Origin of the sequence: Microcoleus asticus IPMA8, from assembly GCF_013179805.1 — a bacterium.
Lineage (GTDB): Bacteria > Cyanobacteriota > Cyanobacteriia > Cyanobacteriales > Microcoleaceae > Microcoleus > Microcoleus asticus.
Genome location: NZ_SRRZ01000016.1, coordinates 37443 through 64314, shown reverse-complemented (window position 1 = coordinate 64314; position 26872 = coordinate 37443). Strand labels below are relative to the sequence as shown.

At 47.1% G+C, this 26872-nt stretch carries 22 protein-coding genes; 13 read left to right on the top strand and 9 right to left on the bottom strand.

The features are described 5' to 3' along the window. Nucleotides 1-310: 310 nt before the first annotated feature. Entirely contained in the window at nucleotides 311-793 is a 483-nt protein-coding gene (locus E5S67_RS06420) for an FxLYD domain-containing protein (protein WP_172186238.1), read from the bottom strand. 180 nt (nucleotides 794-973) lie between these two features. Beyond that, nucleotides 974-2677 (bottom strand): flavin monoamine oxidase family protein, encoded by a 1704-nt coding sequence (locus tag E5S67_RS06415; protein WP_172186237.1) that lies wholly within the window; start codon nucleotides 2675-2677, stop codon nucleotides 974-976. Nucleotides 2678-2770: 93 nt separating this feature from the next. Between E5S67_RS06415 and E5S67_RS06410 the strand changes: the two genes are divergently transcribed. Then, a complete protein-coding gene (locus E5S67_RS06410) occupies nucleotides 2771-3685 on the top strand; it encodes a PPC domain-containing protein (protein WP_172186236.1) in 915 nt (304 codons plus the stop codon). A gap of 212 nt (nucleotides 3686-3897) precedes the next feature. On the opposite strand, the gene E5S67_RS06405 is transcribed toward E5S67_RS06410, so the two are convergent. Together E5S67_RS06405 and ribD are read right to left on the bottom strand one after the other, a co-directional pair. After that, complete coding sequence (locus tag E5S67_RS06405; RefSeq protein ID WP_172186235.1) at nucleotides 3898-4509, bottom strand: hypothetical protein; 612 nt, start codon at nucleotides 4507-4509, stop codon at nucleotides 3898-3900. Between the two features lie 52 nt (nucleotides 4510-4561). Continuing rightward, a complete protein-coding gene (gene ribD, locus E5S67_RS06400; protein WP_172186234.1) occupies nucleotides 4562-5737 on the bottom strand; it encodes a bifunctional diaminohydroxyphosphoribosylaminopyrimidine deaminase/5-amino-6-(5-phosphoribosylamino)uracil reductase RibD in 1176 nt (391 codons plus the stop codon). 193 nt (nucleotides 5738-5930) lie between these two features. On the opposite strand from ribD, the gene E5S67_RS06395 reads away from it, so the two are divergent. Beyond that, a complete protein-coding gene (locus tag E5S67_RS06395) occupies nucleotides 5931-6803 on the top strand; it encodes an FAD-binding domain-containing protein (RefSeq protein WP_172186233.1) in 873 nt (290 codons plus the stop codon). A gap of 136 nt (nucleotides 6804-6939) precedes the next feature. Beyond that, on the top strand, nucleotides 6940-7353 hold the full coding sequence (locus E5S67_RS06390) for a hypothetical protein (RefSeq protein ID WP_172186232.1): 414 nt from the start codon (nucleotides 6940-6942) through the stop codon (nucleotides 7351-7353). 252 nt (nucleotides 7354-7605) lie between these two features. Here E5S67_RS06390 and E5S67_RS06385 read toward each other — a convergent pair whose 3' ends face one another. Next, nucleotides 7606-8151, bottom strand: coding sequence for a cyclic nucleotide-binding domain-containing protein (locus E5S67_RS06385; RefSeq protein WP_172186231.1), 546 nt, complete (start codon nucleotides 8149-8151; stop codon nucleotides 7606-7608). Nucleotides 8152-8299: 148 nt separating this feature from the next. On the opposite strand from E5S67_RS06385, the gene E5S67_RS06380 reads away from it, so the two are divergent. From E5S67_RS06380 to E5S67_RS06345, 8 genes are all read left to right on the top strand, one after another. Beyond that, complete coding sequence (locus E5S67_RS06380; protein WP_172186230.1) at nucleotides 8300-8566, top strand: hypothetical protein; 267 nt, start codon at nucleotides 8300-8302, stop codon at nucleotides 8564-8566. A 240-nt stretch (nucleotides 8567-8806) separates the two neighbouring features. Next, nucleotides 8807-9919 carry a hypothetical protein gene (locus E5S67_RS06375; RefSeq protein ID WP_172186229.1) on the top strand — a complete coding sequence of 371 codons (1113 nt, stop codon included), beginning with the start codon at nucleotides 8807-8809 and terminating at the stop codon, nucleotides 9917-9919. Nucleotides 9920-10192: 273 nt separating this feature from the next. Further along, a complete protein-coding gene (locus E5S67_RS06370; protein WP_339382756.1) occupies nucleotides 10193-10528 on the top strand; it encodes a hypothetical protein in 336 nt (111 codons plus the stop codon). Further along, complete coding sequence (locus E5S67_RS06365; protein WP_172186228.1) at nucleotides 10521-10862, top strand: type II toxin-antitoxin system PemK/MazF family toxin; 342 nt, start codon at nucleotides 10521-10523, stop codon at nucleotides 10860-10862. Before E5S67_RS06370 ends, E5S67_RS06365 begins: the two co-directional genes overlap by 8 nt. 64 nt (nucleotides 10863-10926) lie before the next feature. Further along, complete coding sequence (locus E5S67_RS06360; RefSeq protein WP_172186227.1) at nucleotides 10927-14046, top strand: AAA family ATPase; 3120 nt, start codon at nucleotides 10927-10929, stop codon at nucleotides 14044-14046. Nucleotides 14047-14422: 376 nt separating this feature from the next. After that, entirely contained in the window at nucleotides 14423-17731 is a 3309-nt protein-coding gene (locus tag E5S67_RS06355) for a PAS domain-containing sensor histidine kinase (RefSeq protein ID WP_172186226.1), read from the top strand. A 159-nt stretch (nucleotides 17732-17890) separates the two neighbouring features. Further along, on the top strand, nucleotides 17891-19765 hold the full coding sequence (locus tag E5S67_RS06350) for an adenylate/guanylate cyclase domain-containing protein (RefSeq protein ID WP_172186225.1): 1875 nt from the start codon (nucleotides 17891-17893) through the stop codon (nucleotides 19763-19765). Between the two features lie 120 nt (nucleotides 19766-19885). Continuing rightward, complete coding sequence (locus E5S67_RS06345; protein WP_172186224.1) at nucleotides 19886-20488, top strand: Uma2 family endonuclease; 603 nt, start codon at nucleotides 19886-19888, stop codon at nucleotides 20486-20488. A gap of 9 nt (nucleotides 20489-20497) precedes the next feature. Here the strand turns inward: E5S67_RS06345 and E5S67_RS06340 are convergent, their stop codons facing one another. From E5S67_RS06340 to E5S67_RS06330, 3 genes are all read right to left on the bottom strand, one after another. Next, on the bottom strand, nucleotides 20498-21265 hold the full coding sequence (locus E5S67_RS06340) for a YebC/PmpR family DNA-binding transcriptional regulator (RefSeq protein ID WP_172186223.1): 768 nt from the start codon (nucleotides 21263-21265) through the stop codon (nucleotides 20498-20500). 145 nt (nucleotides 21266-21410) lie between these two features. Next, nucleotides 21411-22049, bottom strand: a complete 639-nt coding sequence (locus E5S67_RS06335; protein ID WP_172186222.1) for a histidine phosphatase family protein — start codon at nucleotides 22047-22049, stop codon at nucleotides 21411-21413. A 176-nt stretch (nucleotides 22050-22225) separates the two neighbouring features. Next, nucleotides 22226-23356, bottom strand: a complete 1131-nt coding sequence (locus E5S67_RS06330; RefSeq protein WP_172186221.1) for an endonuclease NucS domain-containing protein — start codon at nucleotides 23354-23356, stop codon at nucleotides 22226-22228. A 181-nt stretch (nucleotides 23357-23537) separates the two neighbouring features. On the opposite strand from E5S67_RS06330, the gene E5S67_RS06325 reads away from it, so the two are divergent. After that, nucleotides 23538-23891 (top strand): DUF4864 domain-containing protein, encoded by a 354-nt coding sequence (locus tag E5S67_RS06325; RefSeq protein WP_172186220.1) that lies wholly within the window; start codon nucleotides 23538-23540, stop codon nucleotides 23889-23891. Between the two features lie 17 nt (nucleotides 23892-23908). Here E5S67_RS06325 and E5S67_RS06320 read toward each other — a convergent pair whose 3' ends face one another. Beyond that, entirely contained in the window at nucleotides 23909-24604 is a 696-nt protein-coding gene (locus tag E5S67_RS06320) for an SAM-dependent methyltransferase (protein WP_172186219.1), read from the bottom strand. Between the two features lie 334 nt (nucleotides 24605-24938). On the opposite strand from E5S67_RS06320, the gene E5S67_RS06315 reads away from it, so the two are divergent. Next, a complete protein-coding gene (locus E5S67_RS06315; RefSeq protein ID WP_172186218.1) occupies nucleotides 24939-26807 on the top strand; it encodes a polysaccharide biosynthesis/export family protein in 1869 nt (622 codons plus the stop codon). Nucleotides 26808-26872: the final 65 nt, after the last annotated feature.

The window sequence follows — 26872 nt, the reverse complement described above, 5'->3', positions numbered from 1 at the left end:
GATATTTTGCCCTCGCAAATTCTGTTTTTGGGGATCTCTGCAAGAATATTCAAACTTCGATCCCCCCTAACCCCCCTTAGTAAGGGTGGCACAAGATTATGATTATTCAAAGTGCCCCTTTTTAAGGGGGATTTAGGGGGATCTCTGCGTAAGTCATAGAGATATCTGAGCCTGAATATGATATCAGCGATCGGACAAATCTCAACAATCATTCTTCACCGAAAGCATCCGGGATACAAAGCCCCCGGATTCATCCGTGGGGTTAATTGTCCAATTCTTCAATCTAAAATCTAAAATCTAAAATCTAAAATCATTCCTGACCGTCTGCATGAGTAGCCTGCACCTTAGCCCCGGCGACAACTGCACCCCGAAAGACGGCTGACTGTCCGGGTGCAAGAGTAACTGGTTCAGCGTCGATAAATCCGTTGTCAATTAAATTGCCTGACTCGTCCAAAACTTCATAATTGACTTTGACATTCTTGATTATTTTACAGCCTTGATTAAGCACTTGACCGCTGAAAAAGTTGCCGTCATAATTTGCCGCCGCAATTGACACTTTTGCAGAAATGTTGGAACCGGGAATGCAAGTTTGGGAAGTTCCAGAAGCTGGCTGTTTGGCGCACAACTTGCCCAAGTCTACTGTTTTTCCATCGGGGGTTCTTATGTAGCAAAACGGCTCGTCAATTGGTAAGTTTTGAGCAATTGTATTTGTAGAGTCTGCAAGCAAAGGGCGAGCTGAGATCGGCGAGATTAGCAAACTTGATAAAGCTACTGTTAAAGGTAAAATAATCATGTTTTTTGGCAAGAAGTTGTACATGATAATTCACATAATTTTTACGTTTGGATATCTCTATGTATGGTGCACCTTACGAGTCATTTAAATTTTCGGGCGGGCTAGAAGCCCACCCCACAAGAATTAGATGTGCGGGCTAGAAGCAACGGCCCACAAGAATTAGATGCGCACCTTACGAGATTATCTAATACTCGGCTTTCTATTGCCAAGGTTCCGCGCTCCGGGAACTTTTCGGCTGGGACGGCGACTGTTCAAACTGCTCGCAGTTCGAGCATTCAAAGCATCAGCAGGAGCTATCAAACCCAAATCTTGCAAAATTTCAACAGCCGCCCTTTGTCCAGTTTCGCAACCGCCTTCCATGTAACCTTGATTTTCCAGCGAAGTGTGTTCCCCGGCAAAAAATAAGTTCCCAACTCGTTCGCCTTCAACGCCGTACATTTGCGTCCACTGTCCGACTAAATAGCAGGCATAAGAACCTTTGAAAAAGCGTTCTCCCGGCCAATAAGCTCGCACAGCTTTGCCCGATCGCAAATTTCTCACTCCAGGAAAAACTATTTCAAATTGGTTCAAAAATCTTTGTGCTTGGTCTTCTGGAGTTCCGGCACCGATCGACAAACCCAGCTTTCCTCCTGTCAAAGTACTTATCAAACCGTTAGGAGTAGGGGCAAAAGGCGTAGCTTCCGAGGTAGTCTGGAATTCTAAATCGGTATAAACAGAAGCAGTCGAGCGATAAAGTTCCCGCCAAATTCGGCTGCGGTAGCCAGTAATTAACCTAGAATTAGTACCGTAACCCAACTGCTCGATCGCCCTGCGCTTTGGTTGGGGCAAAGGTACGTTAATTCTAACGTCTCGCAGAGTGCTGAACGGCAAAGTTAACAAAACTCGCTCGTAAGTGCGCTCGAACGCGCTTTGTCCCGATCGCAAACTCACCCGATAGCGGCCATCCGGCAAAAGAGTAATCGCTTCCAAAACCGTCCCCGCCTCGAGCGAACCAGACAATTGACCCGCCAAACTGTTGATGATTTGACTGTTGCCGCCGTCAATTTGATAACGCTCATCGCTGTTGCCGTACAATTCCAAACTGCCAGCTTCAGAACCGATTAAAAACAGCAGATTTAACGCCGACTGTTCCTCGGGATCTCGACCGTATTCCACCGTGTAAGCAATGCGGAGTAACTGCCGGACAATCGTGCTAGTATCAGCTTGGTCTAGATATTCAGCGATCGAAAGATTGTCTAATCTTTCCGCTGTTTCCGTAAAATCTTGATAGCTAATGTTATCTCCAATAGCCTCCACATCTTCATTAATTTTAGTTGCTAGGGGCGCAAAATCTGCGATTAATTGCTCAAGAGAAAAGCGGCGCCTTTGGAAGAAAAAAGTATCCTTGACCAATCCACTCTGCACTTGGGCTAAGTCGATCGCCCGCAAACCCAATTCCGTCGCCAGCGAGATTAAATTAGTATGACCGGTGTCAATATATTCTCCCCCCAACTCCGCCGGAATCAGCGTTCCAGCCGCCTTGGGAATAGTGCGAATCCGCCCCCCCACGCGGTTAGTTGCCTCGATTATATCGGCGCGCACGCCCGCTTGACGCAAGCGATAAGCCGCCGTCAAACCAGCAATTCCCGCACCCACAACCAAAATCGGCGATCGTCCGCCCTGTTGAGCAAAAGCTCCCCCTCCCTCCCTGGTAAAAGTCGCAGCAGCGACAGCCCCCGCAGCAGCTAAGCCCCCGTGCAGCAAGCGGCGCCGAGATATGGGAGAATTGAGAGTGCGATCGGTCAGCATCCCCAGCAGTTCATCAGCCGGAATGCCCGTTTCCCTGGATTTCTGGGCAATAGTCGCAGCGCGGCGCAGCATTGCCATCAGTGTAGATTTAGCCATAATTAAGACATCCTCACAAAACAAAACTTTGATGTAAACTGGATTCTCGATCGTGCACTTTCCAGACTAAAGTCCAGAGAGATTTTTTTAATAATGCTAACCCTCAGAACACTGTTCGACAGCAAATTTTATCTCGAAAACAACCCAGATGTCGCCGTAGCAGTTGCCAGAGGCACGGTATCGAGTCCCTTCGATCACTACCGAAAAATTGGCAAATTTGAAAATCGCGACCCGAATGCCCTGTTTGACGCCAGCTATTATTTAGACACCAATACAGATGTAGCGGTATCAGCCAAACTCAATGGCTTTTCAGCAGCAGATCACTTTATTAGATTCGGTCAATTTGAAGTTCGCAGCCCAAACCCATTCTTCGATTTTAATTTTTATCTAGCAAGCAACCCAGACGTTCAGGCAGCAGTCCAAACCAATCAATTTACCCCATTTGAACACTACTTCAAAGCCGGTCAATTAGAAAACCGCAAAGCCAGCGTTTTCTTCGATCCCAGCTTTTATCTAGAAAAATATCCGCTGGTAGCAGCAGCAGTCCAAAGCGGCGCAGTTAAAAGCGCGATCGAGCACTACATTCAATTCGGTCAACAAGAAGGACTGTTGAGCACTATCCCCGATCCCGCCGACAATTTGATCGCAGCAAAAAGCCTGGGCATTCTCGGAGAAATTCAAACTGCAAGCGATTTTGTGGGCGCTGCTGAACCAGCCGACATTTACAGTTTCATTATCAATACTCCCAGCCTTTTCAGTGTAACTGTTGACGGTTTGAGTGCAGATGTTGATGTAGAATTAATTCAGGATCTGAACGGCAACGGCGCAGTTGGATTAGACGATATTATTGCTTCGTCTAACAATTTAGGCACGGCTTCAGAAACAATTGTCAGCAATGGGGCTTTGCCTGCGGGGACTTATTTCCTCCGCGTTTCTCAATTTCAAGGCGATACAAATTATGACTTGAGATTGCTATCTGCTCCCTCAGAAATACCCCCCCAAACTTAAAATAGAATAATTAACGTATATAGCAAGCCTAAATCAGTCCAACAAACACACACTTCTCCTGTCTTCCTTCGCGATAATATCGCTTACGCGCCTTCGCGGTTCGTAACAAAAATCTGGTTGACAAATGATTTAGACTTGCTATAAAACAGGCTTCGACAGCCGTCAATTTACCAATTACCAATTAGAATTACCCATTCCCAATCTTCCTGGTTTCACTTATTAGTTTTTTGCCCGCTGGGAGAGGGCAAAGATTGAACAGGTGTCGGAGGCCAATTAGAGCGATTTCTGGTTAGAGTAGTAGACACCAAAGCATAGCCCAAAACAGCAGGAAGCACGATCGCACTCAGAAACACGATCGCCGCCGCCCAAGTCATCGCATTCGAGAGCGGCCCGTAATGAGTGCGGTAAGGGTCAAACAAGGGTAAATTAGACCTCGGGGCGTCCCGGAGCGCGATCGGACGTTTGAACCGCACCCGCCTGTCGTCGAGCTTTTCGAGCAAAATCCAGCCAACTTCCTCCTCTTCCTGGCACAGCTTGTTAAAAATCGCAGGATTGCGAAACAAATCGCTGCTAGCCCGCACAATCTTGTACTCCCAAACCGTCAAATCAACAGCATTAGGAGCGGATTTGGGATTGCCATTCGAGCGCGCATTTTCAGGCGCATTAAAATTATCCTCTTGAGATTCGTACCGAGTCAAAACTTCCTCCTCCTCGTCGTATTTTTGCCCCGCAGCCAATTGCTCGCGGCTCACCAATACACCCGCGAGCGCAGCCTCCAAGCCGAGACTGCCAACCATCAAACTCCAAATCAGAATTTCAACCATAAAAGGAGTTAAAAGTTAAAAATTAAAAACTAAAAAGACTCGCTTTTAACTTTCAATCTTTAATTTTTAAATAGCCTTCCACCAGACAATCTGCACCCACCGCGCGCCAAGAAACCCGCTCTAAAGTCAAAGCATCAGTCATTGCGGAAAACCCCAAATCTCCTACAGGAGTTGGAGCAGCTTGGCCGCCGACAATTTTAGGAGCAATAAAAGCCATAATTTTTTGCACTGCACCCTCAGCAATTGCCTTGGCCGCCAAAGTGCCGCCGCACTCCCAGAGTACAGACAGAAAAGATCGATCGTACAAATAAGCCATAACATTAGTCGGTGTCAGCGGCGAGAGTTCCACAACTTCCACCCCTTTGGCGATCAAAAATTCCTGAAATTCCGGGTTAACCCCAGGCTCAGTCAGCACCAAAGTAGCCGCCACAGAGGTTTCCCACAACCAAGCCGACTTCGGCAAATCCAGAGTGCGGCTCATCACCACCCGCAGGGGATTATTCCTATCAGGCTGGTGACTCGTCAGTAGGGGATTGTCCAGACGCACCGTATTTCCCCCAACAATCACAGCATCGCAGCCGACGCGCACCCGGTGTACCTCGCTCCGAGCCTCCTCGCCTGTCACCCAAGCGCTGTGGCCGCTACTGGTAGCAATTTTACCGTCCAAAGTCATTGCATATTTCAAAATTCCCAAAGGCCGGCGGTACAAAATTCGGTGAACGAAAGCCTCGTTGAGTTTTTGGCAAGCTTCGCCTTCCACTCCCGCCACCACTTCAATCCCAGCCTCTCGCAACCGGGTCAGCCCAGTTCCAGCGACCAAAGGATTCGGATCGACCATGCCAGCCACTACTTTTGCCACCTTGGCCTTAACTAAAGCTTCGGAACAGGGAGGAGTCCGCCCGTAGTGGTTGCATGGTTCCAGGTTCACGTAGACGGTCGCTCCTTCGGCGAGTTCCCCCGCTTCCCGGAGCGCAAAAACTTCGGCGTGAGGTTGACCGGCACCGGGATGAAACCCTTCGCCGACAATCTTCCCGTCTCGGACAATTACAGAACCGACAAGGGGGTTGGGTGCGGTTTTGCCCAGAGCACGGCGAGCCAATTCTATGCAGCGGCGCATCATGGCTCGATCGAACTCTTGAACTTCGCTGTTTTCCAGTTGTTTTGCACCTTGCTGCTGTCGGTTAGCTAAGCTGGCGATCGCTTGAGCGTCCGCCGGAAAAGTTTCCATGAGATTTTGGTATGATATCTATCCCTGAGTGTACTGACTTTGATGCTAATTTTGGCTGCGAACCGACGATCGATTGCTGCTGGGGCAAACTGTACGTTACCGGGAGCAAGCGGGCAATTTAGGGCGATCGACCCCGCAGGCCCGAACAAATAGCTTTAACATTAAGAAACAATAACAGGTGCTTGAGAAAACAATGAGTCAGGACATGGAGCGGGAATTTGCCAGCCGCGACGAATTAATAGCCTACGTGCGCGAACAGTTCCCCGCAGCAGACGCCCGGGACAGCAGCGTACCCCCAACCCCAGGCGGGCGGAAAGCAGCCGAGACAGCCCTGCAACAAATTGACCCCGGCAAGTACGCCTCAACCCGCAATTTCCTCAACGGTGCGGTAACGCGCTTGTCGCCCTATTTGCGCTACGGCGTTTTGAGTCTTGGGGAAGTCCGGGATGCCGTGCTGGAGAAGGTGCGGCATCGAGAAGATGCCGTAAAACTCGTCAACGAGTTGGGTTGGCGGGATTATTGGCAGCGACTGTACGCCGAATTGGGCAACGGGATTTGGGAAGACCGGGAAGCTTACAAAACTGGTTACACTGCTAAAGATTACAGCGAAACTCTGCCGGAGGATGTCGTGGAGGGCACGACTGGTTTGGTTTGCATCGACAGTTTCAGCCGCCAGTTGCGAGAAACTGGTTATTTGCACAACCACCAGCGGATGTGGACTGCTGCTTATCTGGTACACTGGCGCCGCGTGCGCTGGCAAGCCGGAGCTCGCTGGTTTTTGCAACATTTGCTAGATGGAGATCCGGCGAGCAATAATCTTTCTTGGCAGTGGGTAGCCAGCACTTTTAGTCACAAACCTTATTTCTTTAATCGGGAAAATTTGGAGCGTTACACTAAGGCGGTTTATTGTCGCGATTGTCCTATGTACGGGCAATGCGATTTTGAGGGAACTTACGAATATTTGGAAGGGAAGTTGTTTCCTTTAGGAGAAAAGGTCGATCGCAGCGGCGGTTCTAAAAGTTGGCAAGACAATCAAAAAGGTCGCAGAAATTATAAAAGTCAGTAGTCAGTAGTCATTAGTCATTAGTCATTAGTCATTAGTTAACAGTTAACAGTTAACAGTCAACAGTCAACCGTCAACAGTCAACCGTCATTAGTTAACAGTCAACAGTCAACAGTCAACAGTCAACAATTACTAATTTATGAACAATCCGATTATTTGGCTGCACGGCGACTGTTTGAGTCCTGAAGGCCCCGCTTTTCAAGCGCACCCAGAGGCACCGGCAATCTGGGTTTGGGATGATGCGCTCATTGATGAATGGCAGTTGAGTCTCAAACGAATGGTGTTTATTTACGAATGTTTGCTGGAGTTGCCGGTAGTTATTCGGCGGGGCGATGTGGCTGCGGAAGTTATCGCTTTTGCGATCGAATCCGGCGCGAATCAAGTGGTGACTGCGGAAAGTCCCAGTCCTCGGTTTCAGGATATTTGCAGCGAAATTAAGCGATCGATCCCTGTAGAAGTTTTGCCGCCAGAACCCTTTGTCCGCTACGATGGTTACATTGATTTGAAGCGTTTTTCCCGCTATTGGCGCGTCGCTGAAAAATATGTTTTCTAATTGGGAATTGAGAACTTGTACGCTCGCGTAGCCGAAGTATTGCTAACGGGAAATTGGGAATTGTCAATTGGTAATGGGGCATTGGTAGAAAAACAAGAAATAGGCAAAGCGGATAACATTATTTTTTCCTTCTTCCCTCGAACCTCTTCCCTCAAACTTCAACATCCATCCGTTAAATGCGAAGAAAGCGCATCCGTTGCCGAACTCCCCTCAACATCCCTTAAATCCCGTACACTCATCCGTTGCCGAATTTCAACTCCCCTTCAAACGCTGCAACAGCCATTGAAATCTAGATTCAGCCAAATCTTCAGGATTTTCAACATCTTGCGGCGGGATGGCGCCCTCGTCGTCGGGGTCTTTATATGATAAATAATCAGTCTCTTCGCCGAAGCGTTTGACTGTACCACGCAGTCTCGACGACAAAAATTTGGTAATCGCCCGATAAAACCGCAGGGAAAAAAGCACATCTTGCTCGAGTTTTTCAGTTAGCAGCCGCCTCGGAATTGACAGGATGAGGCACTCTTCAATTGCCGTGACGCTAGCAGAAGGAAGCCTCCCGTCTACAAAAGACATTTCGCCCAAGACTTCCCCGGAAATAATTTTTCCAATTTCTTTGTCGGCCAAAGATGATACAGCAACGCTCAAAGTTCCCTCCAGAACTATGTAGAGGGCGTCTAAGGGCTGACCTTCGGTGATGAGGGTGGTGCCGGGGAGGACTTGGGTGCGGGTGCCGTTGGCGAGCATCCAATCGATGTCGCGATCGCTCAATTCGCCTAATATCACTAGAACTTTGCTCATAAAGTCAGGTTGAGATGAGATAATTTGTGTTTTTTTACTTGTTTAGTTGCGTGCTGTTGTGAGATGGTCAGACCTTGAGCGAAAGCGAAGGCTAAACTTTACAAATAAAACACTAAATTTTACACAATTCTAATAATATTTAGTAAATTTGACACTATCGAGCTACAAATGTTTGTCGGATCAGTGCTATTCTACATTACTTGTCAAGAACTGTGCAGCAGCCGATCGCGTTGTTTTAACTGCACTTGCTTTGGACGGCGGGGCTGCCAAAACTGTTTTGAAAGCTCGCTTTCTCTTGGTTTCGAGGCGGTGCGCCCTCAAAAACCGGATTGTTCCGGCGCTGCTGCGAGTGCAGCGCCCCCAAGTACAGAATTGTATAATGCAAGCCAGAAGCGCGATCGACCGCTCATATTAAACAGGATCGAGGGTGAAATCATCCCTAGGATTGATTTTTAGCCGATCGATAGGTAAATTTAAATTAGCCTCTAAACCGGCCGTCAGTTCTTAAATCTAATCAGCTTGAGAGTTGACTATTCAACGGTTGAGTGCCAATCTAGGAACAACACAACTCATATTTGTGTCTTTTTTAGCAAAGCTCTCGACGGTCGCCCTCAAACACTTACACTTTTAACACACGGTTCATTGAGGAGTTTCTATGAATAGTCTATTTTCCAAGTCTACTTTCGCGTTAATAAATCTTGCTGCTTTAGCTGTTTGTTGCAGTACCCTGTCAGCGAAAGCTGAAACTGGCAACTTGCCCGATATCGGTACAACTGCAACAATCGCAGCTCAAAATATTGACCAAACTTCTGAGCCTGTGGCAACTTCAGCAGTTAAACCCGACGCAGAAACAACGGCTAGTAATAAAAAAATTGATTCTATCAGTTGGAGCGAACTAACAGAAGCGGCAGAGCCAGCAGCCTCTGAACCGGCAGCCAACTTGCAAGTATCTATTGCAACACCAGAAAAATCGGAAGCAGCAACATCTGAAATTGCTGGAACAGAAACTGCGCCAAGTACCTCCATTGCTGCTGAGACTGAAAAGTCGGAAGAAACCGCTAAAATTGCTGACAATAGCGTCAAAAAAGTGGAGTCAACGGTCGAGAATGCCAAAAAGAACGATCGACCTACCTCAATTGTTGCCGAGAGCAATAATCTTGAAGTAACAGCAACGAAGGAAGAAAAAGAAGTCAAAACAGCACAAGAATTGTTGAGCAATCCTGTCAGCACTTCCGCCTCAGCTTTGACAAACCAACCGAAAGTTGCTGAAAAACCGGCAACTGCCTCAGAACCAACTAAAAAAGTGGCTCAAGGAACTCCAATCAGACCAGGGCGAGCTACCCGTTCTGGGCCCAGCTACGTCGGGATTGGCGGCAATCTAGGTTTTGGCGGAGATTCAGCCTTAGGCGACGGTTCCTTTGCCATTATTAGCAAAATCGGTTTGACGAACAATTTCTCGGTGAGACCGACTGTTTTGTTCCGCGACAACTTAGCTTTTCTAATTCCTGTTACCTACGATTTTGTATCTCAAGAGACCGTCGAAGTCAGCGAGGATTTTGTGATTACTGCTGCTCCTTATGCAGGTGCTGGCGTGCTAATTTCTACCGGGGATGACGGTAATTTTGGCTTCCTGATTTCGGGGGGTGTAGATGTGCCGCTGTCGAGCAATTTTACAGCAACAGCGGGACTGAACATTGGTTTTGTCGATGGAGCTGAAGTGGGATTGTTAGTCGGTGTCGGCTATACGTTCCCGAATATTGTCAGGTAGTGTGGCTGTTTGAGCAAACGCAGGACAAATAAATAGGCGCGGGGTTGGCTGTAGGAATACAGTCAACCCTTTTTTGATGGTGGAAACAAAAGCAATCGAGGAAACGGCAATGCCGTTTCCCTACCATCGGAGGACACGGCAATTCGGAGGAGACGGCAATGCCGTTTCCCTACCTAGAGGTAGCCGATTAATCATTGTAGGGACACGGCAGTGCCGTGTCCTGACTCCGGGGATGAGGTGAAAAATTAACTGCGATCGCCGAGATAGATTTTTGTGAAAGATACAATCATGGTGGGATCGATCGCACTTTCTCACCAACCACCCGAAAAAACCGTGACCAAAACAGAAATCTTAGCAGCACTCAAAAATCTGACAGCAGAAGAACGCCTAGAAATCATCGAAACAGCTTCGCGGATGATGCGCGAAGAAATAGAAGAAAAAGCCCAGCGCAAAGCTGAGAGAAAACGGAAACTCAGAGCCGCAGCAGAAGCAGCAGTCCCCTTGTATGAACCAGGAGGGCCACTTCACGATTTGTGGTCGCCCGACAGCGAACCGTATTTCGATTCAGAGGAAGAATACCTCAGCGCAGGGGTAGAAAGTAATGCGTAAGGGCGAAATTTGGCTTGTCAGACTAGATCCAACGGTGGGAGATGAAATCGGCAAAACTCGACCTGTTGTGGTTGTCAGCGATGATGAAGTGGGAATTTTGCGGCTCAAAGTAATTGTTCCAATTACAGCATGGAACGATCTTTTTTCCCCACTTGATTGGATGGTGCAGCTCGAACCGACCTTAAAAAATGGCTTGGCGAAACTCTCCGCCGCCGACACTTTTCAAGTCCGTTCCGTTTCCCAACAAAGATTTGTCCGGCAACTTGGAACCCTGTCCGAGACAATTATGGAAGAAATTGCAGAAGCACTGACAATTGTTCTGGATCTAGATTGAATAACTAGGCAACAGCGCACAAATAGTGTTATTTATAGATAGATTGTATGGCGCGATGGCCAAAATGATTCCTATACAACTTACACTCAAAAATTTTCTCAGCTATCGCGAAGCCGGTTTAGACTTTCGCGGCCTGCACACCGCTTGCATTTGCGGGCCTAACGGTGCTGGCAAATCCTCCCTCTTAGAAGCCATATCCTGGGCACTTTGGGGCTGTTGTCGCAGCGATACGGAAGACGATATCATCCATATCGGCGAAACTGATGTGCGCGTTGATTTCACTTTCTCCACCGGCGGCCAAATCTACCGGGTGATTCGCAACCGCCGGCGCGGACAATCGGGAAGTTTGGAATTTCAAGTCAGCTTGAATTCTGCCGAGAGTCAGGAAAAACTTAATTTTCGCACGCTCACAGACAAAGGTCTGAGAACAACTCAGCAAAAAATCCTCGAACACATCAAACTAGATTACGATACTTTCATCAACTCGGCGTATTTGCGGCAGGGGCGAGCTGATGAATTTATGCTCAAAAAGCCGATCGAACGCAAACAAGTTTTAGCCAACCTGCTCAAACTCGACTCCTACGATACTTTATCCGAACAAGCCAAAGATACGTCCAAACAATTTAAAGCTCAAGTCGAAGTGCTCAAACAGAGTTTGCAAACCGTACAAGAGCAACTGCAACAAAAAGAGGCGATCGCCTCCGAACAAACTCAATTGCAGCAAGCCACCGATTTGCTCTCTTCACAGCAGCAAGCCGACACAACCGAGTTACAGCAACTGCAACTCCAGCACCACAACCGCCAAACCTGGCAAAAACTCCTCGCCGGCCACCAGCAACAGCACTACAATATCTCTCAAGAATGCCGCCGCTTGCTGCAAGAACTCAGCGCAGCAAAACAGCAGCAAAATGAGCTGCAAGCCCTCCTAGGGCAAGAAAAGGAAATAACAGAAGGCATCACGTATTTCCACAGCTTGCAAGCCACAGAAGAGACTCTGGCTGGCAAATTCAAAGCTAACCAACAAGCCCAAAACCAGCGCCAGCAATTGCAAGAACAGCAGCGGCAAGAACTGAGCTTTTTGCAAAGCAAAATTCAGCAATTGCAAGCTCAATTAGAGGTTTTAGAACAAGATGAAAAAGATGTTCTGGAAATTCTCAAACAGCAGCCGGAGGTTGACAAAGGACTCGCACAGTTGCAAGCAGTTCGATCGCGCCTCAACGAACTAGAGCAACTGCAACTGCAAGTTTCGCCGCTGTTACAACAGCAGCAGCAAAAGCAACAAAAGCTCGATCGCGCCCGCGCCGGTTTAACCGCCCGCTTAGACGAAATCAAGCGACAGGTGCAAGTTCAGCAGCAGCAGCGACAGCCGCAATTACAGCAGGAAATCTCGGCTATCGGCAATCAAATTTTGCAGTTGGAAAACAAGCGAGTTTATCAGCAGCGAGTCCGCGAAAAAGGTCAAGAAAGGCACGACTTTCTAGGAAACCTCCAAGCCAAAAGCCGGGACTATCAAACCAGACTCGCCGAGATAGACCAAAAACTGCAACTGCTGCGGAAACATGAAGGAGAAACCAGCGCAGGCGAAGGTAAAGCCTCGAATTTTGAGGAAAACGAACCCTCGAATTCGCCTTTAATGGTGCGGGATACAAATTTTGGCAATTGTCCTTTGTGCGATCGACCTTTAGACGAACACTACTGGAATTTGGTAGTCACAAAACACCACTCCCAACAGCAGGAAATCTGGAACCAACTGTGGGTTGTCCGCGAACAGTTGGCCGTCTCCGAGCGCGAAATTCAAGTCCTCAGACATGAATACCGCGAACTAGAAGAGGAATTAGCGCCCTACCAAGAATTGCGGGAACGCCGCAGTCATTTGCAAGCACAATTAGATAGCCTGGGCCAAGATGAAAACCGACTGCAAAGTATGCGTCAAGACGCTGCGGAAATCGAGCGGTTGCTGCGCACCGGCGAGTATGCAGCCGATGATTTGGGCGAACTCCAGCAAATCGAACAGCAACTGCAACAGCTCAATTACAGCGATAGCAGCCACTCTCTCGCCCGCAGCGATGAAAAGCGCTTGCGGTGGGCGGAAATTAAGCAAGCTCAAATCAAAGACGCTCAGCAGAAACTGAATAAAATTAATGCCCGTCGCCCCGATTTGCAAACTCAATTAGCCACCGTACAGCAACAGTTAGAACAGCAAAAAAATAGCTCGGAAATACAGCAGCAAATTCTGTCTTTAGATAGATACATTGCGGAAATTGGCTATAATTTGGAACAGCACGAACACGTGCGGAGCGAAATGCGCCGATCGCAGTTTTGGATCGCCCGCGCCGAAAAACTGCGATCGGCAACTGTGCAGTACCCGCAAGTGCAGCAGCGCGTTAATGAAATAGCAAATTCCATAGCTGTGCGCGATCGAGATTTGCAAGCTGTCAGCGCTCAAACTTCCGCGATGAACCAGCAATTGCAAGAACATCCCGATCCCACAGCCCGCATAAGTGCGATCGAGCAGCAAATCAGTCGCCGCCGCCAGCAGCTAGACCAACATTTGGGAAGCCTCGGACGCCTCCAGCAGCAGCAGCAAAATCTGGAAACTATGCAAGTTCAGCTAGTAGCTCAAAAAGAGCAAATGCAAGTTGCCAAACGCCAGCAGCGAGTTTATCAAGAGTTGGGTCAAGCATTTGGTAAAAACGGCATTCAAGCTTTAATGATTGAAAATGTTTTGCCTCAACTCGAAGCTGAAACCAATCAGATATTGTCCAGATTGAGCGCGAATCAATTGCACGTTCAATTTATTACTCAGCGGGCTGCTGCTTCTAAAAAAGCAACTAAATTGATTGACACTTTAGACATTTTAATTGCTGATGCTCGCGGTACTCGCGCCTACGAAACTTACTCGGGCGGTGAAGCTTTTCGGATTAATTTTGCGATTCGGCTGGCGCTGGCGAGACTGCTGTCTCAGCGGGCGGGTACGGCTTTGCAAATGTTGATTATTGATGAGGGGTTCGGGACTCAGGATGCTGAAGGGTGCGATCGGCTGATTGCTGCAATTAATGCGATCGCCTCCGACTTCGCCTGCATCCTCACCGTTACCCATATGCCCCACCTGAAAGAAGCTTTTCAAGCCAGGATTGAAGTAAGCAAAACTGCTCAGGGTTCTTGCATCAACTTGTCAATTTAAAAGGGTTGGCGAGCCGGATGGAAGGAGGATAAAAAACAAGTAGAAAATATAAGTATTTTCACCTTCTGTTTTCTTTTCGCCTTCGGTATTTTCACCTTCTGTTTTCTGGATAAGTGCCGAATGCCTTCGGTTATACTAATTTTCCAAAAGAAGGCAATTGTAGGCCCGTACTCCAAACCATGATGGAATCAGTCATTGCCAATCTAAAATCTCAAATCTAAAATGGTATTACTCGTCTCCCCCGCAGGCTTTTTTTCGCTGCTGACTTTGTTAACAAAGCTAAATAAAAAATAAGATAATACAATAAGAATGGCTCAAGCTGTTTATAAATTTTTATTGTTCTGTCCCCTCCTTGGGAATTTGGATATTGCCACCGATGACCACAGACTCTTTCAACCTGTCTCTCCTAGAGCGGGCGATCGCAGCGTCGAGCAACAGCATCCTGATCGCGGATGCTCGCAAGCCTGACATACCTATTATCTACTGCAATCCTGCTTTTGAGAAACTGACCGGTTACAGTGCCGAAGAAGTTATTGGACGCAACTGCCGGTTTTTGCAGGGCCCCGATACCGATAGCGCCGAATTAGACAAACTCCGCAGCAGTTTACGATCGGGAACGGAAATTCAGGTAGTTCTCAAAAATTATCGCAAAGACAAAACTCCTTTTTGGAACGAATTAATGGTTTCCCCCATTTTAGACAATGAGGGAAAATTAACTCATTTTATCGGAGTTCAGAACGATATTAGCAAAAGAGTAGCAGCCGAAACAGCCCTGCAAGAAAGTGAAGAAAGATTGCGGGCGATCGCCACTGCGACTCCCGTTCCCATGTTAATTACGCGCCTGGAAGACAGCGTTATTTTGTACGCAAATCCTGCCTTATGCAAAACTTTGGGTTTGAGTTACGAACAACTTATCGGCTGCAAAAAAAATGAATTTTATGCCAATATCAACGACCGCCGTCAATTGCTAGAATTAGTCAAACAAAACGGCTTTAGCGACAGCGAACAAATCTGTCTCAGGAAAGCAAACGGCAGTTTTTTTTGGGTAAAAATGTCGATGCGAGCGATTAATTTTAATGGAGAAGCCGCAATTTTATCTGCATTTTACGATATTACCGATCGCGTAGAAGCAGAAACAGCACTACGCCAAAGCGAAGCGAGGTTTCAAAAACTAGCCGCCAACGTTCCCGGAATGATTTATCAATTTCAATTAGCAGCAGACGGCACTATGTCATTCCCCTACCTCAGTTCGGGCTGCCGCGAACTCTGGGAATTAGAACCAGAGGTACTCCAAAACTCAGCTATTCCCGCAATCGAAATGATTCATCCCGACGATACGCCAAGCTTCCATGAATCTGTTGCTATCTCAGCTAAAACTTTAGAACCTTGGCGGTGGGAAGGCAGATTAGTTTTTCCCGGCGACGGGATTAAGTGGATTAGCGGGGCTTCCCGACCCGAACCGGGCGAAAAAGATGACATTATTTGGGACGGCTTGTTGATTGACATTAGCGATCGCAAACTTGCAGAATCAGCACTTCAGCAAAGCGAAGCCAGATTCCAAAAAATGGCTGCCAATTTGCCGGGAATGATTTATCAATACTTGCTGCATCCAGACGGTTCCGATGAATTCATTTATGTCAGTTCTGGCTGTTGGGAACTCTACGAATTAGAACCAGAAAAACTTCAAAAAAACTCCGATTTAATGTGGTCAACGGTGCATCCAGAAGACCTAAAACCCCTGTTAGAATCAGTCGCAGTTTCTGGCAAAACTTTAAAACCTTGGATATATGAAGGGCGGATCGTAACGCGATCGGGAAAACTGAAATGGATTCGCGGCATCGCCCGGCCCGAACTGCAACAGGGCGGCGATATACTGTGGGAGGGGGTGACAATCGACATCAGCGATCGCAAGCTAGCAGAAATCGCCCTCAGCGAGTCAAAAAGCGCCCTGCAACAAGCCAATCAAGAACTTGAAAAGCGCGTCCTAGAACGCACGGAAGCCTTGCAAACATCCCAAAAAATGCTGTGGTTGGTAATCAACAACATCCCTCAGTTAATTGTCTGGAAAGATCGAGATTCAGTTTACTTGGGAGGCAACAAAAACTTGGCCAACGTCGCAGGTTTCAATCACCCCAGTGAAATCGTCGGTCTCACGGACTACGATATGCCCTGGAAGCCAGAAGAAACAGAATTTTTTCGAGCCTGCGACCGCCACATCATGGCAACCAACACCCCAGAATATCACATTATAGAACCCCAACTGCAAGCCGACGGCACCCAGCGCTGGCTGGATACAAATAAAATACCTTTACACGACAATAACGGCAATGTAGTCGGCATTTTGTGTACTTTTGAAGACATCACCGAACGGCTTTCCCTCGAAGCTAAAGTCCGGGCCAGCGAGGAACTATTTCGTACAATTTTTGAAGATGCACCCATTGCTATCTACTTAGCCAATTTAGACGATAACAAGTTCGTGCGAGTCAATAAAACTTACTGCGAAATGCTGGGATATACCGCAGCCGAATTGCTCGCCAAAACATTTATAGAAATTGGGCATCCCGAAGATAATCCCAAAAATCTCGAAGTTGCTGATGCTCTTTACCGGGGAGAAATTACGAGCTATCAAATCGAAATTCGCCAGATTTCGGCGACAGGTAAGATTGTTTGGGTAAACGTGACAGCTACTTTGATTCGAGACGGCGAAGGAAAACCTATTTACAAATTAGGGATGATTGAAAATATTACCAACCGCAAAATTTCCGCAGCAGCACTCCAAGCTTCCCAATCTCAATTGAGAAAACAAGCAGCCCAATTGCAAGAAGCCTACGAACAGCTTCAACACGCTCAAATCCAATTAGTTCAATCAGAAAAAATGTCGAGCCTCGGTCAGATGGTGGCTGGAATCGCCCACGAAATCAACAATCCCGCAACTTTTATTAACGGCAATATTTCTCACACATACAACTATTTTCACGATTTAATAGAACTATTGAATCTCTACCAGCAATGCTACCCGTCCCCAGCTCCTCAGATTGCGAAAAAAGTTAAAGACTTAGACTTAGATTTTCTGAAGGAAGACTTGCCCCGAATGCTAAATTCTATGAGAGTAGGAATAGAAAGAATTGGTAAAATTGTGTTGTCGCTGCGAAATTTTTCGCGGCTGGATGAATCAGAGATGAAGTTGGTAGACCTTCACGAAGGAATTGACAGTACACTATTAATTGTGCAGCACAGATTGCATCAGGAAAATAGAAAAAGCCGGATTGAAATTATTAAAGAATACGGAAAAATATCGAAAATTTGCTGTTCTGCGGGGCAGTTAAACCAGGTATTTCTCAACATTATCACCAATGCGATCGACGCTGTAGAAAACCAACCGCAACCTCGGACGATCGTGATTCGCACAGAAATGAAAAAAGCCGGGTTGAAAAGCCACAGTAAAAGCCAGCTCAGTCATTGCGATCGCATCGTCATTTGCATCGCCGACAGCGGCCCAGGAATGACCGAAGACGTTCGCAAGCGGCTGTTTGACCCCTTTTTTACCACCAAACCCGTAGGGTCTGGAACCGGCTTGGGATTATCCATCAGCCATCAAATTGTGGTAGAAAAACATAGGGGAAGCCTGCGGTGCATCAGTGCGCCCGGACAGGGAGCGGAATTCTGGATTGAAATCCCCTGCTGAGCGATCGTCCATTAACCTAAAAGTTTCAATATCTAACTTTTAATTCCCAATTGCCGTCGGTGCTTGAGTTATCAGCGTTTTGAATTAACCGCACTCAGAGGCCGAAATAAATCGCACTCAGCGGTGTGCTAATCTGCTGCCCTTATTCGCTAGGCAATTATGCTGAAAAAACTACCTTTATCCTGGTCTCGCTACAAGCCAGCCGGGTTGACGCTGGCTTTGGGTGTCGGACTGTCGATCCTAGCATTCGCCTTGGTTTGGGACTGGGAAGACAAGCGCCGCGACTACGAAATGCAGCGCCGCATCGACGATATTGCGATCGGCATCGAACGCCAGCTCAACTCCGACTTAGATAGTGTTCTCGCCCTCAGCGACTACATGAAAGCCTTCAGCGCCGTCGAGCGTTCCTCTTTTGCCCGGTTTGTCGCCCGTCCCCTAGCCGTCCACCCCAGCCTGCAACTCCTGGCTTGGACTCCCCGCGTCCCCAATTCCCAGCGAGCCAACTACGAAGCCAAAGCCAAAACCGAAACTGACCCCAGCTTCGAGATTACAGAGCGCGGCCCCCGAGGAGAACTGCGCAAGGCCCTCCAGCGTTCGGAATACTTCCCGGCTTTCTACGTCGAACCACCAGCCGGAAACGAGACTGCATTGGGCTTTGACCTCGCCTCCCACCCAGAAATCCGCACCGCGCTCGATCGAGGGCGAGATACTGGAGAAATGATTGTCACCAACTACGTCGGCCTAACTCAGAGCAATTCCCCGGAACTAGGTCTTTTGGCCATAGTTCCGATTTACGAAAACAGCAGTAAACCGACTGCGCTGGAATCCCGCCGCCAACTGCTACAAGGATTTGTTCTGGGCGTATTTCGAGGCAAAGATATTTTCCAAACCTCTTTAAAAGGACGCAATACCGACTACCTCAATATTTATCTCGTTAGCGATGCTCCAGACAAGCAACAAGCAGCGCCGCTGTTACCGCAAAGGGGCAACCCGGTTCTCAAAAATCTCCCTGCTGACGGCAAAATTCAGCAATTTGCGGTGCAGTTCCAATCCGCGAGCCAACAAGTGCTTCCAGCATCAGCCGCTGCGGAACCAGCCCTCAGGCTAAACTGCCCGATTCTTGACAATCCAGGCCCGAACTATACAGCTTGCAGAAGGCGACTGAAAATTAGCGGCCGCCAGTGGTCTATGTACGTGTCGGCAACGCCGGAAATTCGCAAGATTCGCAAGCACTGGCGCTCTTGGGGAACTCTGACGATGGGGATGCTGTGGACTCTGATTCCGGTGACATATATACTGACAGCTTTGAGCCGCACCGCCCAAATCGAAAAGCTAGCTCAAGAAAGAATTCGCCAAGCCGAACAGTTGCAGGCTGCTTACCTACAGTTGGAACTCGAACAAGCTAAATCCGAGCAACTGCTGCTGAACGTTTTGCCGGCAGCGATCGCCCTGCGCTTGAAGGACAACGAACACAATATCGCCGAAAGTTTTGCGGAAGTAACTGTGATGTTTGCCGACATTGTGGGGTTTACAGAGCTTTCGTCGAGAATTTCCGCGACTGCAGTAGTGGAAGTGCTCAACGATATTTTTTCGGCTTTTGACCACTTGGCCGATCGCCACGGTTTGGAGAAAATTAAGACTATTGGTGACGCTTACATGGTTGTCGGCGGTTTGCCTACGGCCAGAGAGGATCATGCCGAGGCGGTTGCGAACATGGCGATCGATATGCTGCACGAAATTAGGCTCCTCAGTTTAGAACATTCGGAACCTTTCAGCATTCGGATCGGGATTAGCAGTGGCCCTGTCGTTGCCGGCGTCATCGGCTTAAAAAAGTTTATTTACGACCTCTGGGGCAACACAGTAAATATTGCTTCGCGAATGGAATCCCACGGGATTACCGGCTGCATTCAAGTCACCGCCGAAACCTACGAGATATTAAAAGATAAATATACTTTTCAGAAGCGCGGCGCCATTCAAGTTAAGGGCAAGGGATACATGGTTACTTATTTGCTGACTGGGAAAAAAGATTATTAACACCGCGCAAAAATGGATACAAGCCTCCGACTCCCCGATCGACTAAGACTTTTGATCGCCAAGCTAAAATAGTGTAAGCTCAAGGTATTTTATCACCCCTGCACCAACTGAGGAAAAACCATGACGACGCTGCTAATTCAAACCGAAAGCGTCCCACTGACAGTCTATTTCCCTGCAATCGAATCGATGACTGTTGAACAGTTCTATGAATTTTGTCTAGTTAATCGCGATTTGAGAATTGAGCGTACTGCCAGTGGGGAAGTGATCGTTATGTCACCAGCCTTTTCAGATACAGGGAACCGCAACTTCAAGATTGCCCTACAATTGGGGAACTGGGCAGAACAAGATGGCACAGGTGAAACGTTTGACTCCAGTGCAGGCTTTACCTTGCCGAATGGAGCAACCCGCTCCCCCGATGCCTCATGGATTAAACTAGAGCGCTGGAATGCCTTAACTGAAGAACAAAAAGCCTCATTCGCACCCATTTGTCCCGACTTTGTGATTGAATTGCGGTCTGCTAGTGACACTCTCAAGGGATTGCAAAACAAGATGCAAGAATATATTGAGAACGGTGTATCGCTCGGCTTTTTGATCGATCGCAAAAACAGAAAAGTCTACATCTACCGTCCCGATCGCGAACCTGAAATCTTAGATAATCCTGAAACCGTCAGCGGCGATCCAGAGTTACCGGGATTTGTCTTGCGGATGGCAAAAATCTGGTGATTGAGATCGTTACACCATAACCGAAGACATCAATTCATCTGTCATTTCAAAATTCGCCGTCACACTTTGCACGTCGTCCAAATCTTCCAGTGCATCCATTAACTTAAGGAGCGATCGAGCTTTTTCAGGAGTGTCTATTTCCACTGTATTGCTCGGAATCCAGCGAGTTTCCGACTGCAAAACAGCAAACTTTTTTTGTTTCAAAACATCAGCCAACTGTTCCAAATTAGCCACACTTGTAAATACCTCTGCACCTTCAGTATCCTCATCAATTAATATCAAATCATAAGATTCCGCAGCCGCCTCTAGCGACGCTTCAAACAATTGTTCCTCATCAATCGGGCCGCGTACCGTACAAACTCCTTTGTGGTCAAACATCCAGCCCACACAACCAGTTTCGCCCAGGTTGCCGCCATTTTTAGTAAAAGCTTCTCGCAAGTCAGCCGCCGTGCGGTTGCGGTTGTCTGTCAGCGCTTCAATCAGAATAGCAACTCCGCCAACGCCGTAACCTTCGTAGCGAATAGCTTCTAAATCCGAATTCCCCCCCGCCAAGCCTGCACCTTTGGCGATCGCCCTTTCTATGTTTTCGTTAGGAATATCCGCCGCCTTGGCTTTTTCTATAGCCGTCCGCAGTTGAAAATTGCCAGCGGGATCGGGAACTCCGCTGCGGGCCGCGACAATAATTTCGCGAGATATTCTCGCAAAAACTTTGCCTTTAACCGCATCAACTCTAGCTTTTTGGCGTTTAATATTCGCCCACTTACTGTGTCCTGCCATACCGATTTAAGATTTTCCATTTAAAATGTGCGATCGACATTAAACAATAACACCCAGATTCTGACAAATCAGATTAACATAGGGTCAGCCTCGGCGCACTTTACAGACATAGCATAGAATAGGATTTTTCGCACGAATCTTAACTTTAATTAAAACGGATCACGGCTTCAGAGTCAGTCAGGTGAGAAGTATCGCCATTAAGTGCGATCGACCATTCTCCATCATCCCGCACCACTTTCACTAAACAACACAGAGAAGCGTTAATTTCCGTTTCTGCACCGCCCGCTAGCCCGATCGCAGTTCCTAAAACCGACGCACCGTGACCTACTAATAACATATCCTCGGGAAACTCAGCCGCGAGGCGTTTAGCAGTTTCCCCCGCCCTTTTGAGACAAGCTTCCCCAGTTTCGGGATAATTAGCAATACCGCCTTTGTAGGAAGCATCAATCCTGGGAAAACGCCTGCACAAAGCTTCGACGGACTCAGTTTCCGGCATTTCTGTCATCCATTCCGGATTCAGCCATTCGCACAGTCCCCACTCTAGTTTAATTGACAAATCGAGAGCTTCGGCCGCGTGATTTGCTGTTTGGACAGTTCGCAGAAAAGGCGAAGCAAAAATATGAGAAATTCCTTCACCTTTGAGGCGATTGGCGAGTTGTTTGGCTTGAACGTGACCGTCTTCGGAAAGGTGGGGATCGTAGCGGTGTTCTGCGGTGAGAAACCAGTCGGGGTTAACGAAGTCGATGCGGTTTCCGTGTCGTGCGATCCAGACTGTTTGCGGCATGAGTTGGTTTTAGTGTGGCTTCTAGGTGTAATATTATATCAAAGTTTGTTAATTTGATTTGTTGCGAAGCTATTGATGAGATTTTTTTTAACCGCAGATGCACGCAGATAGACGCAGATGGATAGTGGATTGGGTAAGGGGTGATGGGTGCGATCGGATTTGTTAATTCTTCCAACTTAGAGTTTTACCATTCTTGATTCTAAAGCTAAATTAACTATTCTTTCTAAAGAAGTGGATTCGTCACTTTTTTCAATTATCTTGAAATAGTATGTTATGGACATCGCTAATGGCGAGCCGTGACGGTAGTTTCGTCCATACTTGCTCACATAAAATGCCAAATTATTCATAACATAATTCTTTCTGTATGCTGGATCGTTCAAAAATTTCTCCCTGGCACCTAATGCCCTATAGGAGGTATCAGGCATTAACTTAGCTGAAGGAGAAACCCTACCTAGTTTGTACTCATCCTCATTAACCATTATGCCAATTCCCTTCCGAATATAACCTGTATCTGTGACTATTTCCCAATTCGTCCAAATTCTCATTCTAGCTTGAATTTTATTATTGTTGTATCCTCTGGGAAGTGGAAGCCATAAAAACATTGCAGGGCTATTTCGTCTGGCATCAAATCTAAATTCAGCAATCAATTTATTTTTGCCTAGACCATACTTAATACTACTAGAGTCAGTAAGTTCTTTGACCCGTCTATCACAGCCTAGAATCTGTCTGCGAACGCTCAAAACTCCTTCGCGTTCAGTTTCATTACATTCTTGGATAAATTTTAAAAGCAACCTTGGCGGTTCAGATAGAGTTTCGTTGCTGTATTGTTCTCGATATGTAATCTCTACTCGTGCAATATGTTCGGCATCTACATCTTTAAAGTGTAAATATAATTTTTCCCCGTCAACAACGATCGCAAATTGCAAAAACTGAAAAAAAAGCCCGTGATACTTCCTGTCTGTAAAATTATCTCTGTGAAATTTTGGCGCAATTGCTATTAAGCGAACGGGCTGAGCGTAATCCACGCGATCGCCAAAAGGTTTGTGTTCCAACAAAGCATCGTAATAACGGGTTAACTGCTGAACTACATATCTATCTTCGCCGTTTTTCAACTCCAGCACAACTAACCGTTTATTCTCGTCCACCGCTATAATATCGCATCTTTGCTCGTTGACAGTGAATTGCCGCTTGATGACTGTCAAACCGAGCAAACTTTGCAAGTGAACTTCGACAAAATCCTCTAACGCTTCTTCATTTGCAAATTCCCACCCAGACCCTGTTTTCCTCAATGCGGCGCTGCTGAGCATTTTGACAATTCTTAAAGTTTTTAACCAATTTTACCACTAATGTCTGTAGTGCGCCGGGGTTTAAATAAAGCTCGATCGCCCTGACAGCTTCCCAGCCATCCCGCCACAAAATCGCCTTTAAGTGGGAGCGCTATAATAGTAACTATTCGACACTCCCATCTCTTGACAAATTATCAAAAATATGTTCATCAGTGAAAGCGATCGCGCTACCATTCGCTCAGTCCTAGAACAGCAACTACAAGCATTTCAAAAAGACGATGCTGCTGGGGCTTTTGCCTTCGCCACTCCCGGAATTCAGCAGCAGTTTCGCACAGCAGAAAACTTTATGCACATGGTAAAAATTGCCTATGAAGCTGTCTACCGTCCGCGCTCGGTATTATTTGAAAATCTCACCACTGTAGAAGGAATTCCCGCTCAGTCGGTGCTGTTGCTGGACTCGGAAGGCATCCCAATCAGAGCCATTTATCTCATGGAAAAACAGTTTGATAATAGTTGGCGAATTAATGGCTGTTATTTAGTTTCCATAACAGCATAAATAAGTTATGCTTGCTTTTAGGCTGAGCTTTTTTTGCTAACTCGCAGCATCTTATTCCCGCCTTTTTGAAACTCGTAGGGAGCCTCTTGAATTTCTACACTAAAACTTCTCTTTTTCAATTCTGCGATCGTCGGATTTAAGCGATCTGATTCCTCCCCGCTAAAACTTTGCAATAAAGGGAATACCCGGACTTCCTTCGCAACCCGACACATTTCTGTAATTGCTTCCAGATGAAATTCTTCGGAAAGCAGGTGAGAATAAGTAAACAAGAAATGGCTGCACAAAGCTAAATCGAATTGACTGTTCTTGAAAGGCAAAACTGGCAGCTCAGCATTCATGTAGCGGCCTTGCTGCAAGCCTGATGGAAAATCTTCTAAAAATTCCTGCATCGCCTTCATTCGCACTTCGCCTAGCTGGTACGGCGATTCAAAATTATTCCACAGATAGCCGTCTAAATTGGCTTTAACACCGTCAATCACAGTTTGATATGTTTCTTGGATGCGATCGCCAATTTCCACCGCAGTAAACTGATAAACTGGATCGCAAGAAATTACCTTTTTACCTTGGCGAGTCATTTCGGCATTGAAACTCGCCGGGCCGCCGGCACAATCAAGAATTGCTAGCTTGAGGTCACTTGATGTCAAGCTAAACATTCCTATGTATTCATCCAAGCAGCGTCCCCAGGGAATTACTTTATCCAATTTTAGTGACACTATGTCTTTGTCCCGCAGATAGAATTATCTAATATTTTACCTCAAATCAGGGCGGTTTTTTCCTATCTCCTTTCTGTGGCGGGTTGATTTGTATCCCGACTTATGTATGAATAATTTTGCTCAAACAAGATCCTAATCCTGAGAACAGTTGGCGGGCTTTACAGTTTCTTTACAAACAAGGTACAAAATAGTTAAGTGCGATCGCACTATTTTTATCATTCCACCTGTGGATTTTGCAGCGAAGCGAGGCTACACTGGACAGCAGGGAAAATAAACTAAAATCAACTAGCTAAATTGCTCTCGTTCATTGGCAGGCTGCAACCAGGGAAGAAAGATGAAACATAACGTTCAAACCGCTAAAAGTCTGAGTTTGTCAGCACTCCTGGTGCTATTGAGTTCGCTGCCCAGTATAGCTCAGTTGCCTGCCATCAGAAATCCTGCCGCTACTCCTAACTCAAACCAACCGATAGTACCGCCGCCGCCGCCTCGGGGTGTAAGTTTGCCACCGATCGGCAATTCTGGTCCGCTGACACCAGAAGCAGCTTATACTTTAGGCCCGGGCGATCGCATTGCTTTAGATATCTTCGGCGTCCCTGAATTCAGCAAAGAATATCAAGTGTTAGTTGACGGGACGCTCAATTTGCCAATCATTCGCAGCGTCTCAATTCAAGGGTTGACGCTGCAACAAGCCGCTAACGTGATTACCCAACGATACGAACCCTTCATCAATGTTCCCGTTGTTACTGTGACTGTGATCGTCGCTCGCCCCCTAAATATAGGTCTTGCGGGTGAAGTTACTCGCCCGGGTTCCTACAAGATTAATCCCACTAGAGAAGGAGGAGGAGTAAAATTCCCGACTTTGATGGAAATGCTGCAACTTGCACAAGGGGTGACATCAGCAGGAGATATGCGAAATGTCCAAATTCGCCGTCCTGCCCGCAGAGGCGGATCGGAGCAAGTTACTACGGTAGATTTGCAGAATTTTTTAGACACGGGAAATTTGCGTCAAGATGTCACGATTCGAGATGGAGATACAATTTTTGTACCGACAGCAAGTGCCCTGAATACTCAAGAAGTTCGTCAAAGAGCTAGTGCTAATTTTTCCGCTGATATTACTAAACCAATTGGCGTGGTAATTGTCGGCGAGGTAAACAGGCCTGGGCCTTATACTATATCTGCTGCTGATTTGCGATCGACCAACCAACAAACAGAACTGAGTTTTGTCAGCATCGAGCAACAGCAAGGAGCAGTTGTCGGTTTACCAACGATAACTAGAGCGCTCAAAATTGCTGGCGGTATCACTACAGAAGCTGACATTCGCCGCGTGCAAATCCGCCGCCGAATCAGAGGTGGCAACGAACAAACTATCATGGTAAATCTGTGGGATTTGCTGCAAAGAGGCGACGCGACTCAAGATGTTTTGCTGCAAGAAGGAGATAGCGTAATTATCCCGACGGCAGCTACTGTAGACTTAGCTGAAGTTTCTCAAGTCGCAAATAGCAGTTTTTCTCCGAACGCGATTAGCATCAATATTGTAGGAGAAGTAATTAGGCCAGGGGCTTTGCAGGTGCGGCCCAGTACATCCCTGCACCAAGCTTTGCTGACCGCAGGCAGTTTCAATCAATTGCGGGCTAAAAAAGACAAGGTAGAACTATTGCGTTTGAACCCCAACGGTACTGTTTCTCGCCGCACGATCGAGGTGGATTTTGCTCAAGGGTTGAATCCTAATAATAACCCAACTCTTCGCAACAACGATGTGATTCTGGTAGCGCGATCGGGCTACACTAGGGTAGCAGACAATATCAACAGTTTCTTGCAGCCGATCGCAGGAGTTGCAACTGGGATCAGCGCTGTTAGCGGCGTTCTTAGTGGGTTTGATACAACGATCAGAACTTTTCAAAACTTATTTTTGGGAGGAGATTTCGATCGGCGAATTCAGATCAGACAGCTTCGCGAACAACGTCAAGACAGACAAGAGCAACGTGAAGACAGACAGCTAGAAAGACAGATACAACGTGAAGATAGATTGCAGCAAGCAGAAGACAGAAGACTGCAACTTGAAGACAGAAGGCTGCAACTTGAAGACAGACAGCGGCAAATAGATCTTGAGAATCGGCAACTCCAAATCCAGGAGCAGCAACTTCTGCTCCAAAATCAGCAGCAGCAAATGCAGCCACAGCAAATTCAGCCAACTACTCCTTGATATCTAGTCATGTAAAATAACCTTTATAATTTTGTAGTGAGGGCTTCAGTCCTCCCTACAAAACA